Source organism: Fructilactobacillus sanfranciscensis (assembly GCF_029023685.1).
Classification (GTDB): Bacteria; Bacillota; Bacilli; order Lactobacillales; family Lactobacillaceae; genus Fructilactobacillus; species Fructilactobacillus sanfranciscensis.
This window is the reverse complement of record NZ_CP118925.1, coordinates 306,278-320,458: the sequence shown is the minus strand read 5'-3', so window position 1 is coordinate 320,458 and position 14,181 is coordinate 306,278. Positions and strand designations below refer to the sequence as shown.

The 14,181-nt window shown below is 35.1% G+C and carries 14 protein-coding genes and 2 pseudogenes; 12 read left to right on the top strand and 4 right to left on the bottom strand.

What is annotated here, in order from left to right; genetic code table 11:
• Positions 1 to 31 precede the first annotated feature (31 nt).
• From PY770_RS01600 to PY770_RS01590, 3 genes are all read left to right on the top strand, one after another.
• The gene (locus PY770_RS01600; protein WP_275046017.1) at positions 32 to 517 is read left to right on the top strand and encodes a hypothetical protein; all 486 of its coding nucleotides are present in this window, start codon (positions 32 to 34) and stop codon (positions 515 to 517) included.
• 96 nt (positions 518 to 613) lie between these two features.
• Positions 614 to 1,123 (top strand): YbhB/YbcL family Raf kinase inhibitor-like protein, encoded by a 510-nt coding sequence (locus PY770_RS01595; protein WP_041817580.1) that lies wholly within the window; start codon positions 614 to 616, stop codon positions 1,121 to 1,123.
• Positions 1,124 to 1,135: 12 nt separating this feature from the next.
• Positions 1,136 to 1,606, top strand: a complete 471-nt coding sequence (locus PY770_RS01590) for a universal stress protein (protein WP_103450699.1) — start codon at positions 1,136 to 1,138, stop codon at positions 1,604 to 1,606.
• 56 nt (positions 1,607 to 1,662) lie between these two features.
• On the opposite strand, the pseudogene PY770_RS01585 reads toward PY770_RS01590, so the two are convergent.
• The 3 genes and pseudogenes from PY770_RS01585 to PY770_RS01575 all read right to left on the bottom strand — a co-directional run bounded on the left by PY770_RS01585 (position 1,663) and on the right by PY770_RS01575 (position 4,635).
• Positions 1,663 to 2,438 (bottom strand): annotated as a pseudogene (locus PY770_RS01585) (oxidoreductase).
• Positions 2,439 to 2,475: 37 nt separating this feature from the next.
• Positions 2,476 to 3,645: a hypothetical protein gene (locus PY770_RS01580; protein WP_275046016.1), complete on the bottom strand. Its 1,170-nt coding sequence runs from the start codon at positions 3,643 to 3,645 to the stop codon at positions 2,476 to 2,478.
• A gap of 15 nt (positions 3,646 to 3,660) precedes the next feature.
• Positions 3,661 to 4,635 (bottom strand): asparaginase, encoded by a 975-nt coding sequence (locus tag PY770_RS01575; protein ID WP_014081622.1) that lies wholly within the window; start codon positions 4,633 to 4,635, stop codon positions 3,661 to 3,663.
• A gap of 132 nt (positions 4,636 to 4,767) precedes the next feature.
• On the opposite strand from PY770_RS01575, the gene PY770_RS01570 reads away from it, so the two are divergent.
• The 9 genes and pseudogenes from PY770_RS01570 to PY770_RS01530 all read left to right on the top strand — a co-directional run bounded on the left by PY770_RS01570 (position 4,768) and on the right by PY770_RS01530 (position 13,186).
• On the top strand, positions 4,768 to 5,139 hold the full coding sequence (locus PY770_RS01570; RefSeq protein WP_103428798.1) for a hypothetical protein: 372 nt from the start codon (positions 4,768 to 4,770) through the stop codon (positions 5,137 to 5,139).
• A 56-nt stretch (positions 5,140 to 5,195) separates the two neighbouring features.
• Positions 5,196 to 5,537, top strand: a complete 342-nt coding sequence (locus tag PY770_RS01565) for a hypothetical protein (protein WP_014081620.1) — start codon at positions 5,196 to 5,198, stop codon at positions 5,535 to 5,537.
• A gap of 55 nt (positions 5,538 to 5,592) precedes the next feature.
• Complete coding sequence (locus tag PY770_RS01560; RefSeq protein WP_163600830.1) at positions 5,593 to 7,944, top strand: ATP-dependent DNA helicase; 2,352 nt, start codon at positions 5,593 to 5,595, stop codon at positions 7,942 to 7,944.
• A gap of 69 nt (positions 7,945 to 8,013) precedes the next feature.
• Complete coding sequence (locus PY770_RS01555) at positions 8,014 to 8,463, top strand: Fur family transcriptional regulator (RefSeq protein ID WP_014081618.1); 450 nt, start codon at positions 8,014 to 8,016, stop codon at positions 8,461 to 8,463.
• 63 nt (positions 8,464 to 8,526) lie between these two features.
• Positions 8,527 to 8,937: pseudogene (locus tag PY770_RS01550) on the top strand (DUF3290 family protein); the annotation flags it as partial.
• A gap of 72 nt (positions 8,938 to 9,009) precedes the next feature.
• Entirely contained in the window at positions 9,010 to 9,678 is a 669-nt protein-coding gene (locus PY770_RS01545; RefSeq protein ID WP_337740784.1) for a DUF421 domain-containing protein, read from the top strand.
• 78 nt (positions 9,679 to 9,756) lie between these two features.
• Positions 9,757 to 10,449 (top strand): VIT1/CCC1 transporter family protein, encoded by a 693-nt coding sequence (locus PY770_RS01540; protein ID WP_056957686.1) that lies wholly within the window; start codon positions 9,757 to 9,759, stop codon positions 10,447 to 10,449.
• Between the two features lie 12 nt (positions 10,450 to 10,461).
• A complete protein-coding gene (locus PY770_RS01535; protein ID WP_103423466.1) occupies positions 10,462 to 11,163 on the top strand; it encodes a VIT1/CCC1 transporter family protein in 702 nt (233 codons plus the stop codon).
• 103 nt (positions 11,164 to 11,266) lie between these two features.
• Complete coding sequence (locus tag PY770_RS01530; protein ID WP_163600829.1) at positions 11,267 to 13,186, top strand: M13 family metallopeptidase; 1,920 nt, start codon at positions 11,267 to 11,269, stop codon at positions 13,184 to 13,186.
• Positions 13,187 to 13,225: 39 nt separating this feature from the next.
• Here the strand turns inward: PY770_RS01530 and PY770_RS01525 are convergent, their stop codons facing one another.
• Positions 13,226 to 14,122: an alpha/beta hydrolase gene (locus PY770_RS01525; protein WP_275046015.1), complete on the bottom strand. Its 897-nt coding sequence runs from the start codon at positions 14,120 to 14,122 to the stop codon at positions 13,226 to 13,228.
• Positions 14,123 to 14,181 lie beyond the last annotated feature (59 nt).

The window sequence follows — 14,181 nt, the reverse complement described above, 5'->3', positions numbered from 1 at the left end:
ACTATTCTTCCATCTGGGAATCGAGGTCATTATGAACAATCAAGATCAAGATACTAGATTCCAAAGATATGACTTTACTCCTAAGCGTTCGCAAAACAAACGCAAACATCGGCCGCATATTTGGCCATGGATTTTAGGGTTAGTCATTGTTGTACTTATTCTAACTTTTGGAATTCGGTATGCTTTAAATACCAGTAACCAAGTGACAAATAATACTGATACTTCGAAAAGTACTTCGACAAATAGTAGCGACAATTCAGATAATAGTTCCACCAAAAATAGTAAAGGTAATGATACTACATCATCTGCTCCAGCAACCCAACCTGCTAAATCAGCTAGTCCCGCTATGAGTCCTTCTGCCAGTTCATCATTTGCTGAACCACATACTTTTAATTCAGTTCAAGATGCAAAGGATTGGGCTAATGCAACTAAGCCAGATTGGACAAGTGACGGATATAATTACTGGACGGTTACACAAAACAGTCAAGGTTACTATGTACTAACTTTTACTAAATAATCAAAAGAAGTCTTAAATTAAGTTAAATAATTTAAGACTTCTTTTTTTATGTTCGAAATTAGTTAGTTTATAATAAACTTGAGGAGGAAGCACATAATGAAAATTTCAGTTCCCTTACAAAACGGTTGGTTACCTGATCGTTATACCAAACACGCAAATGATTCTGATAAAATTGATGGTCGTCCTTATGTTTCATTTCCAATTAACATTGAAGAAGTTCCTACTAATGCCCAATCATTGGCTTTAGTACTAACTGACGACGACGCTATTCCTGTTTGTGGATTCACTTATATTCACTGGGTAGCTGCAAACATCGATCCTAAAACAACTTTAATTCCAGAAAACGCTAGCCATGCCGAATTGATTCCCATGACTTATGGTCACAATAGTTTAGCTGGTCAATTACTTGATGTTCAAGATCCAATGGTCAATGAACATTATGTTGGTCCTACCCCACCTGATAAACCTCATGATTATCATTTGACACTTTATGCTTTAGATCAAAAATTAACATTAAAAAATGGTTTTTGGCTAAATGAATTAGAAGCAGCTAGCACAGATCACGTTTTAGCAGAAGCTAACGCAATCTTACCAGTTAAAAATTAATTGGAGGAAATTATGTACAACGAATACAAAAACATCCTAGTTCCAGTCGATGGTTCAAAATATGCAGAAGCAGCCGTAGCAAAGGCTGCTGAAGTTGCCATTCGTAACGAAGGCCGCTTAGATATCTTAAGCGTAATTAACACAACATCATTTGGCTTTACCTATGGCGTTTTGAGTGATGATGCCATCACACAAATAGTTGACGGAGAACTTGATTACCTTAAAGATTTAGTGAAAAAGATTAGCACTAAAACTGGTTTTGAAAACATTCATATGCACGTTCGTTTTGGAAACCCCAAGAATGTGATTACCTATGATTTTCCTAAAGATTATCATACTGATTTAATTATGATGGGTGCTACTGGAAAAAGTGCGGCTGAACGATTATTAGTTGGCTCAACTGCTAGTTACGTTAATAGTCATGCTAAGTGTGATGTCATGATTGTTAGAACAAGCCTTAAAAATCAACCAATCACTAAATAATTAATCAAATAAAAGAACTACAACAATTGTTGTAGTTCTTTTATTTTGAGTTTATTTTACATAAAATGAGGAATTAACTTATCCCATAACCAGGTTGGCAAACATGCATATAGAAAAACAGTTAATTTTGCCATAAACCCGATTAAATACCGTGACTTAGGGTGTTTCCTGACAATTATTTTTTGAATGGTTTTTGCAATCAATTCCGGCTGAGACGCAAATTTAGAAGCATAAATTTTATCTAAATGTTGCTTCAATGTTGTAGCTCTTTTTTCGTAATCGGTTCCTTGAGAAGCTGACTGCAAATTTTTCATGGCAATCTTTTCCCAAGCACTTCGAACCACCCCTGGTTCAAGTAAAACCACTTCAATTTCAAACCATTTAACTTCCATCCGTAATGAATCACTGATAATTTCGAGTGCATGTTTAGATGCAAAATACCACCCGCCCATTGGGCTACTGAAACGACCTGCCATCGATGAAATATTAATTATCTTACCATGATGTTATTGCTTCATATATGGTAAAACCAGTTTGGTTAAAACTACTAGTCCAAAGACATTTACCGAAAATTGACGTTGTGCTTCTTCATCAGAAACATTTTCAATGGCACCAAAAGATCCATAACCAGCAGCATTCACTAAAACATCAATTTTATGTGCTTGTTGAATAATTTCAGCAATCCCTGCTTTCTTGATTGATCATTAGTCACATCCATTTCAATTGGGACGACACCAAATTCTTTCAAGGGTTGCATCTTTGCAACGCTTCGTGCAGCTCCAAACACTTGATAACCTGCTTTAGCTAGGCAAAGTGCGGTTTGATATCCCATTCCAGAACTAGCACCTGTGATTAAAATTGTTTTCATCTTAATCCATTCCCATAATTCGTTTTTTGGCCAGAAAAGCATCCAAATAATCAAACGCTAGTTCATCAATATCATTTACTGATAACTCAATCAATTGCGGTTCATTTGGTTTGTCCTTATCCAGATACCTTACCGAAACAGTACCTTTTTCAAATTTAAAGGGTACCCCAAAATAAGTTTCACCTTCATTTGATTTAATCCGCAAAAAACGTTTAAATTTAACGGCTTGATTAATCACTCCCACAAACTGATCAACGGTACTATCAAAGCTCCGCTCATTATTTAAAAGTGGTTGCAAAAAGGTATCGTGTGCCATATTTAAAGAAACAAAGTGATTAATTAAACGTAAATAATCACTTTTAATTTCAAGATGACTAATCTCATTTAAACGAATTAATTCATAACCACCAAACTGCCCGTTCATGTCCACCACGGCAAAAACAACTGAATCAGCATTGACTGCCCGAACTTGTCCAATGAAAAATAACTCTGGATTGATTTTTGGAATCATAATAATTCGACGTCCACTTTCTAAAGCCTGATGTAGGGCAGCAAAAATCTCTAAATCACCACCGATATCCTGTGATTCAACGTGTCCAGTCATCAAAAGTTTTTTGGAGTGTTCCAATAAATTCAATTCTTGTCCTAAAAACTCAATTAATTTAATGTCGTAAAGAGGCATTCTAGCATGCTTAACTTCACTACTATCAAATTTATCAAAATTCGTTAATTCCACTTCGTTATCAGAAAGTGACGAGACAAATCCTTCCATCATCGTATCATCTTCTTTGATTAGCAAAATGGGACGCTGATACACAAAAGAACTACCTAATACTTGTGTTAACAAAGCACCTTTATCGTTTAATTGTAAGTCTGGTTGCTCAGCAGAAATCAAATGAAGGTTACGCGCCATTTTAATGCGTTCTTCCATTTTTGTTAAATCTTCACTGTAAAAATCAACATCAAAAATGTCATTATAATCTAAATAAACAAACCCATTACTGAGTCCGTCCTCAGTGAAAGTGCTCAAAATCGTCCCATTTCGATCAACTCCAAAAACAGTTCCAGTATAAAAAATGGATGATCCAGTTTGAATAACGTTTACTAAAGTTTGATTTTCCATTGAGTAACGAAGATTTTTAACAATCTGCATTTTTTGTGAATATTCCAAGCTGAACCTCCCTTTTTAAGAAAGAGCATTTGCCATATAATCTTTCAAATCTTTGCCTTTTTTCCCACAACTGAGAGCGACAATTAATTTCATGCGCGCCTTTTGTCCGTTTAACTGGGTACAAAATAACAATCCAAGATTTTGTAACTCAATTCCCCCACCTGGATAAGCGTAAATTGGTTGGGCAGAGCCACTAAAACAACGTGAAACTAATACAATTGGAATTCCACGATCCAATATTTTTTTGATTGCAGGTAAAGTTACAACGGGTAAATTACCAGCCCCCATTGCTTCAATAACGATTCCTTTGGTTTGATCATTATCTAATGCTTCAAATAACGACTCAGTCATACCAGCATATGCCTTTAACAAATAAACGTTGTCTACTACTCGATTAATGGCAGTATATTCACTACCGATTAGTTGTTGAGCAAAAACCACTTGATCATGATCGACGGTTCCTAAAGTTCCATAAATTGGATCTTTAAAAGTATCGACACTGGTCGTATGCGTTTTGGTAACAAAGCGTGCTGCGTAAATTCCGGTATTGAAAACCACTAAAACACCCTTATTTTTGGCTTCATCAGAAGCTGCAACTTGAATCGCAGATTTAAAGTTAAAGACTCCATCCGCACCAATTTCGTTAGATGAGCGCATTGCTCCAGTAACCACTACTGGAATCGTATTTGGTAGGGTTAAATCCAAAAAATAAGCGGTTTCTTCTAAGGTATCGGTTCCATGAGTTACAACCACTCCATCAATTCCATCCGCAATTGCTTGCTTAATTCGGTTAGTAACTTGCAACATTGTTTCGGGTGTCATGTGTGGAGATGGTAAATTCATTAATTCATCATTAATGACATTAATATCAGAAAGACCTAAAATATCATTATTATCAATTGGATTTTCGTCGTTTTGAACAACGCCACCTTTTTCGTCCTGTGACATTGAGATGGTACCACCTGTATGGATTGCTAAAATATTTTTCATTTTAAACTACTCCTAATCGTTCTTAATGTTTACCATTAATCTTACCACATAGCCTACTTACAAGTAGACATTCTAGACCATTATTTTCTTTTAATTAAGTTAGCTTTTATCCAAAAAAGAAAGGGAATTTCAATGCCAAATTCTAATCGTTATTATCAACCCACTAATTCAAAAGATGCAATGCGTAAAATTCAAAAACTATTTAACCAATATTGCCAAGCTCCATTGACCAATGAACTACTCCAATATCACTTTAAGTTACTTAACCAAGTTAAAACAAATGTTCTCCCCATTGCTAAAACTGAAAACGTTCCTGAACGCATTCAAGCCGCTCAAAGTATTATTGAAATCATGGAAAATTGGTTATCTTTGCGTTTAGCTGGAAAAGACTATCACGGTAAAATGCAACATTTTCATTTTGTATCTGATCGCGATGTTTTACACTATAAACGCCATGAAATTAAAGTGAAAAGTAATCATAATTTTAGAAGTAGTCGGCATTAGTAACATGATTTCCCATTCTGGAAAATCTGGTCTAAAATAGAGGTGAGGTGAAAGAGATGTCAGGTAAAAAAATAGAAAAAGAAGCAAGAGAAAAAATTGTAATTGATATGAATGATTTTCTAATTACATATGCTAAGACTATTTTGGGACCCGTACCTGATTTAGCACAAAAAATTTATGCAGCCGGCAAAAATGATATTACTGGCCTTGACCAACTTTTTAATGATTCTGGTTATGGAAGAAAACAAAAATACCAAGCCATCGCACAAGGTTTCGTCAGTGACTTTTATCACACCGCTCCTGATAATACCAAAAACGATGTCGATAAATTAGTTCATGAAGCAATGCAATATCTTGGTAAACATTCTGAACAACTTAATCATTGGGCTGAAGTATAAAAGTAACTGTAATATGGTTACTTTTTTTGTTTGCACAGAAAGAAGGTGAAAACTTATGAATAAAATTGGTGTTCGTGATATGGTGGGCTTTATTTTACGAAGTGGTGACTTAAATTCCGCCATGAATAGTACTAATACTGCTCAAGCAGGAACCAGAATTCACCAAAAATTACAGCGAAATCGGACCGAAAACTATCAAGCTGAATATTATCTCGCTGATAATACCCAAATTAATGGCCACAAATTTACGGTTGATGGTCGTGCGGATGGTGTTATCTTACAAGATACAACGGCTGAAATTGAAGAAATCAAAACTTCAGATATTGAATTTAAAGAGTTACCTCAAAATAAATTAACTTTGTATTGGGGACAAGCCAAGGCCTATGCTTATTTATTAATGAAGGCCAATCCAGAAATTATTGAAGTTACTCTAAAGCTAACCTATGTTCAGACGCCTGATGAAATCATTACAGAAACCAAACAAACCATCACTCAAGCAGATGCTACTGAATTTTTCCAAAAGTTAATTAATGAGTATGCTGAATGGATTCGATTACAAGATCAATTACAAGCCGAAAAAGTAACGTCAGCACAAAAGGTAAAATTTCCTTTTGGTGCTTATCGCAAAGGACAACGTGAATTAGCTGCTGTAGTTTATAAATCAGTTTTATATCATAAGCACCTTTTTGCTGAAGCTCCCACGGGAACTGGGAAAACAATTTCTACCCTCTTCCCGGTTATCAAAGCGATGGGCTCACAACTAACGGAACGAGCCTTTTATCTTACTGCAAAACAGTCAACAAGACGCGTTGCCGAAGAAGCTATTAGCATGATGAGTGAAAATGGCTTACAACTTCATAGCATTACGCTAACTGCTAAAGATAAAATTAAATTCCCTGAAGAGGCGGATTTGCGTCCTGAACAAAATCCCTTTATGGTAGGTTATTATGATCGACTTAAGCCTGCCTTAAAAGATTTGTTAACCCATGAACATCAGATTACTCGTCCAATTATTGAAGAATATGCTCGCAAACATACCCTAGACCCTTTTGAGTTTTCTTTAGATGCTAGCCTATTTTGCGATATTATTATTGGCGATTATAATTATCTGTTTGATCCCCGTGTTCACCTCACTCGTTATTTTGAAGTGGAAAACCCTGATAATTTCTTCTTAATTGACGAAGCTCACAATCTAGTTGATCGTTCTCGAGACATGTATTCAACTGATTTAACCTCCGAACCCATCAAAAACCTAATCAAAATTTTTAGTGAGGATAAAGAAAAAAATAAAAATATTTTAACTAAATTACGTAGTTTAAACCGTGCATTTAATGCAATTGCCAAACCCTTAAAAGATGAACACCAAACTCAAGCAGAGTACCTCGAAGAAAATGAAAAATTTACGAAAGCAGTTATTAACCTAACTAAAGTTTTACGAAAATGGTTAGCGAAAGCCAAGCCATCCGAAACTAGCGATACCGTACTCGACTACTTTTTTCAATGTATTAGTTATACTAAGATCAATGAATATTTTGGACCTAATTATCGGTTACGCGTCTTATTGAATGATGCTGGTGTGACGGTCCGTTTGTTTTGTATGGATCCCAGTACCTTTTTAGCTGATACTTTAAATTTAGGAGGCGGTGCTGTATTATTTTCTGCGACCCTTTCTCCTATGGATTATTACAGTTCGGTATTAGGAGATGAAGTTGATAGTCTTAAATATCAACTTGACTCACCTTTTGATCCTAAAAATCGGGAAATATTAATAACTTCTTATATCGATACTCGTTATAACCAAAGAGATCAAAGTATTCCAAAAATTGTTGCTTCCATTAAAAGACTAATTGACGGTAAAAGAGGTAATTATCTTATTTTTGCCCCCTCTAATCAGTATTTACAGACTATTTATGATGCTTTTCATCAAAAGTACCCCGAGATTAACCTAGTTAAACAAGAATCAGCCATGAACGATGATGCTCGTGCCGACTTTTTGCATGCCTTTGATCATCCAGATACTAAACCAGTACTTGGATTTGCACTCTTAGGTGGAATCTTTTCTGAAGGAATTGATCTGGTTGGGGATAAATTAATTGGAGTTGGAATTGTAAGTGTTGGCTTACCTGGTTTAAATCACGAAACTAATTTAATTCGTGATTACTTTGATGAAAAAAATGGCCATGGTTTCGAGTATGCATACCAATTACCTGGTCTAAATAATGTTTTTCAGGCTGCCGGACGTTTAATCCGAGGTACAAGTGACAAGGGAATTATTCTGTTGATGGATAACCGTTTTATTGAAAATCGGTATCATGACTTTTTTCCTAAATCATGGTATAGTAATAACATAGTGTACAATTTAAATGAGCTAATTTCTTCTGTCAAAAAATTTTGGCAGTCGAAGTAAACTTGGCTTGATTTCAGCGCATTTAATAAAATTTTAATGCAACATTAGTAATTTAAAAACGAGGCAAGTATGACTAATAAACATTACGATAATGCGATGAAACGTTTGAAAGAAAATAACGTTCGCATTACTCCGCAAAGACAAATTATCTTAAAATATTTGATTGAAAACGACAATCATCCCACTGTTGAAACTATTTTCAACGTGTTAGACAAAACTTTTCCTAATTTAAGCATGGCAACGGTTTACAATAACTTACGACTCTTCAAAAAGTTGAATTTAATTATTGAATTACCTAGTGTTGACAGTGGTTATCGTTACGATTTCTACGATCACCCTCATTTGCACGCTGCCTGTGATATCTGTAATAAGATTATCGATATCGATGATCCTGAGTTTGCAGAGATTGAAAAAAATTTGAAAGATAAAACTCGCACAGTTGGTTTCAAACCAACTGTATCAAGCATTTCCATTCATGGGATTTGTAAAGAATGCCAAGAAAAGCTTGCGAACCAATAAAAATTTCCCACGAATCAATTTCGTGGGTTTTTTAATACATATTTTAATTAAGGAGTCTGAACTATGAATTTATATTCATTACAATACATTGAACATAGTTTTAACTTAATCACCTATTTTCATTCAATTCTAACGGCTTTTATTGCCCTAGTTATGATTATCAGTGGAATTTTTTACTACCGAAACCAAAATAATCCTCGTTTTCGTACCTTATTTATTTTAGTTTCGATGATTGGAGCATTAATCATCGAAATGCAAGCTGGTCGTTTAATTGACCAACAAAATTCTGATAGTAAAACTGGTTAAACTGTCCAATTAATTAAAAAAGTTGCCAAAGACCATCATGTTTCTACTAATCAAATTTATTCAAGTAGCACTACTCTTGCTGATGGCATGACCTTACAAATTGGGAAAAAATACTATACTGTTAGTTTCAATGGTGATCAATCTAGTTATTCATTAGCAAAAACAAATTTAGTTAATCAACCCCATCAAGTTAAATCTGCTGATTTTAGTTTTGGTAGTGCTGGCGGAACAAATGGTGAAATGGATTACTGGGACATTGCCTTGAAGTTTATCGTTGGTTTAATTACGATTGTGCTTCAAATAAACCTCTCTGGAAAAGGTAACTTAGCCCCTTCTAATGCCATTGATCAGGTTCAAAACTACATTCTTGGGGGAATTATTGGGGGAACCATTTACAATTCTCAAATTACTAACCTTCAATTCATTGTCATTATGTTAATTTGGTCGGTAATTGTCTTTACAATTAAATTTTTAACCTCGCAGAATACAACTTTAAATAAGCTGATTAACGGGAGCCCACAAGTTTTGATTTCAAATGGAATCATTAACGTGCGTCGAGCTCTCAAAAATGGTATAACTGCCAGTGAATTAACATTCAAACTTCGAACTCATGGAGTTAATGATATTAAAGATGTCCAAAATGCTACTTTAGAACAAAATGAACAACTTATCGTTAACACTTACGATGATGACTCTGTCAGCTACCCTCTTATTTCTGATGGACAATTAAATCCAAATTCTTTAAAACGTGAAGGAATTACGGAAGAACAATTAAATGAAATGTTACAAGCTAAACACACTAATATTTCAAATGTCTATTTAGCACAAATGAATGATCATACATTAGACATTGTTAAATATCCATCTCTAAATAGAATTTTTAAAATTAAATACCCAACTCAAATTTAGTATTTACTACAATTAAATTTTAAGGTAAAATAAAAGAGTGTTATAAATTAGAATAATTCCAAATAGGGAGTCTCGATTATGAAAAAGAAAAAAATGTCATTAGCCCAAAAAATTAACGTTTTACGGGCTAGTGTGATGGGTGCCAATGATGGGATTTTGTCAATTGCTGGAATTGTTTTAGGGGTAGCTGGGGCCTCTACCAGTAATTGGGCCATCTTGGTGTCTGGTTTAGCCGGAATGCTAGCCGGTAGTGTTTCTATGACCATGGGTGAATATGTTTCGGTTAATAGTCAAAAGGATTCCGAACGTAAAGCCGTTGCTACTGAGAAACAAGCCTTAGCTGATAATTATCAAAAAGAATTTGATTTCGTTCAACAAAAATACATGGCAACTGGAATGGCTGAAGAATTAGCACATAAAGCAACTACTGAAATGATGACTAATAATGCACTTACCACTGCTGTACGGGAACGTTACTCATTTGACCCAAGTAAATTCACTAGTCCATATGCAGCTGCTTTGGCATCTTTGATTTCATTTCCTTTAGGATCATTACTTCCTTTGATTTCAATCTTTGTGGGTCCTAAGAACATGCATATTGCCACGACTTTTATTGCTGTGATTATTGCTCTAGCAATTACCGGTTATTTAGCTGCAATTTTGAGTAAAGCTAACAAGACACATTCAGTATTACGAAACGTAATCTCAGGAATCGTTACCATGACTGTTACATACTCAGTTGGGGTATTGGTTGGAATTTTAGCAGGTTAGGAGGAATAAATCATGAAACTATTTAAAAAGCATCATAAATTAACAATGGACGAACGATTAAATAACCTTCGAGCCGGAGTCCTTGGTTCTAACGACGGAATTTTAACTGTTGTTGGTGTGCTATTCTCTGTCGGAGTAGCAACTACTGACATCTATACAATTTTCATTGCTGGTCTTGCGGACTTACTTGCTTGTGCCTTTTCAATGGCCGGAGGAGAATATGCCTCAGTTAGTTCTCAACGTGATACAGAAGAATCTGCCGTTCGTGAAGAAGAAACGTTATTAGATACTAACTTTACCGGTGAACGTCAAGACGTTGTAGACTACTACATGGAACGGGGAATTTCAGAAACTACTGCCGATGAAATTGCTGATGATTTATTAAGTAAAAACGCCCTTCAAACTATGGTCTCAGTTAAATATGATATGCAAATTGGTCATTACATGAGCCCCTGGTCAGCTGCTTTTTCTTCATTAGTATCTGCCGCTCTTGGTGGTTCACTTCCATTATTGGCAATGACCCTACTTCCCACAGAATTTAAATGGACAGGAACCATTATTGCCGTTGTAATTGCAGTTGCCTTAACTGGTTACTTTAGTGCAATTCTTGGAAAAGGAATCGTTAAAACTGCTATTATTCGGAACGTTTTCGTCGGAATTTTAACAATGTTTATTCACTATTTCGTGGGTATCATTTTCGGACATTACTTCTAATCATTTAAAAACCAAATTAAATTTAGAAAAAACTACGTTAAAGTTACTTTTACGTAGTTTTTTTGTTACTATTAATAACAATCATTGAAAGGATTTGCTAAATATGACAAAAGACAAGTTTACAGTAGATAAAAATGAAATTAAGCAAAACATCTATGATGCCGTAAATGGTACCTGGATTAAACAAGCTACCATTCCCGGTGATCACTCATCTGTTGGTGGTTTTATGGATTTAGTTGACGGCATCGACAAAACCTTGATGTATGATTCCGCTGCTTTAGCTGATGGCTCACTTACAGCTAAAACTCCCGAATTAAAAGAATATACTAAGTTTTACAAAATGGCAGAAGATTACGCACATCGTGATGCTGATGGTGCCACACCATTACTTCCAGTTATTGATAGAATTAATAATCTTGCCAATTATCAAGCTCTTAATGATCAACTCCCAGATTGGATTTTAAGTGGATTACCTACTCCATTCAGTCTAGGAATTGATCCTGATATGAAAAATGCAAAACTTAATGCTTTATTTGCCGAAAGTCCTTCTCTATTCATGCCTGATAAAACATACTATGAAGATGGTAACCCAGCTTACGCACAATTAATGCCAATTTTTACTGATATGAACGTTAAATTATTAGAAATGATTGGTTATAATCATGCTGAAGCAGTTGAAACCGTTGAAAAAGCCAAAGCGTTTGATAAGCTAATTGTGCCAAACGTTAAGTCAGCTGAAGAATCTGCCGATTACAGTAAGATGTACAATCCTCAAACTACTGATGAATTAGCTAGTTCAACGACTGCTTTAAACTTAAAAGCAGCAATTAATCAATTAGTAGGCGAAGTTCCTAATACAGTTATTGTTACTGAACCTAAATACTTTGAACATTTAGAGGAATTATTAACTCCACAAAACTTTGATTTGATGAAAGCTTGGATGATTGTTAAAACAGTGAGTGGTTACAGTTCATTACTTAGCGAAGAGTTCCGTCAAGTTGGTGGCATTTACAGTCGTGCTTTGTCTGGTAAAAAAGAAGCTACTAACCCAACTAAAGCTGCTTATTACCTTGCTTCCGGTACTTTTGATCAAGTTGTTGGTGATTACTATGGACACAAATACTTTGGTGAAAAAGCCAAAGCAGATGTTCATCACATGGTCGAAAATATGATTGCTGTTTATAAAAACAGACTAGAAAACAACGATTGGTTGAGTCCTGAAACAAAACAAATGGCCGTTAAAAAGTTAACAAGTCTCGGAATTCAAGTTGGTTACCCTGACGAAGTTGATCCTCTTTACAGTAAATTCCACGTTGATGAAAAATTATCCTTATTAAATAATGCTAGAAACTTTGGCAAAATTGCTACCCAAGATTCTTTTGCCAAGTGGAATCAACCTGTTGAAAGAGAACGTTGGGAAATGAGTGCTTCTACAGTTAACGCTTATTACCATCCTTTCAAAAATATAATTGTCTTCCCTGCCGCTATTTTGCAAGCCCCATTTTATAGCTTGGAACAAAGCTCAAGTGAAAACTATGGTGGGGTTGGAGCAGTTATTGCCCATGAAATTTCTCATGCCTTTGATAACAATGGATCACTTTTTGATGAATTTGGAAACCTTAACAACTGGTGGACCAAAGCTGATCATGAGCATTTCCAAAAATTAGCTGATCAAATGATTGCTGAATTTAATGGCATTCCATTTGCAGGCAGCAAGGTTAACGGAAAACTAACTGTTTCTGAAAACATTGCTGATGCCGGTGGTCTTAGTTGTGCCGAAGCAGCTGCTAAAAATGAAGATGATGTTGATTTAGCAGCATTCTTCATTAATTGGTCAAGAATTTGGCGGATGAAAGCTACCCCAGAATACCAACAACTATTACTTTCAATTGACGTTCATGCTCCCGCACCATTAAGAGCATCCGTTCAAGTTAAAAACTTAGATGATTTTTACACAACTTTTGACGTTACTGAACAAGATGAAATGTATCTTGCTCCCGAAAAACGAGTAAAAATCTGGTAATAAACAAAAATTCCCCATCCAAATGGATGAGGAATTTTTTTAATCACTGAATAAGAAACGATTAACTAGTCTTTCAGCAATTTGATTATCTAAAATATTAGAATGTAATGCGGCTGGCCCAGTAAGGCGAAGTGATTGGTAATTATCAGACTTAACTAATTTTTTAATCGCAGTTGCTGATTGTTCACTAACACGACCATCTGATTTATCACTTGGACTTAAGACTCCGTATATATTAAGAACCTTAGTGTTTTCGTCCAAATTACCTGATTTCTTCTTTAAATCAGAATAATTGGGGAAACGACTATTTGTAATTTGTTGATTATTAACTTGGATATGGGAATGTATCTGATGATCATTGGTCATCTGATTTGGCGTTGCATGCGGATCATTTGGATGATCATCCATTACCCCTTGATATGGTCCCGCAATTGAAATAAAATGACTTAAATTCATCTTATTTTTCTTTGTTCCATATGTGATTGCATTATCATAAACCGTCAATGCACCTGACCCGAACCCAATTGCATCATATGTTTTATATCCATACTTTTTATTCAAATGAACTAAAATTGCTTGTAATTTAGCAGACTGTTCTTTTGTTGTATTAGAACGACTACTGTAACTAACCTCAATAATCGGTTGCTTAGCTTCCTTCACGTTCTTATTGGCAAGATACTGAATCTTACCATTATCATAAACATCAACATGCATAGCAACTGATCCACCAGAACGGCTTGTCGTAGTTACTAAATGTCGTGCAGCACTTGAAGTTCGATTTTGATCAGAAACAAAAATAATTGGTTGTTGTGAATTAACTGATTCAGGTTTATCATCAACGCCCACTCCAAATTGAATATAGACAAATCCAATAATGACAGCTAAAATTCCGACAATCAGGACAAAAAAATCCTTTTTGTTAAATACTTTACTCACTTAATTATCACCTTTTTGTGTTTATTTTAATAACTTCGTCAACTTCCATCATAACATAC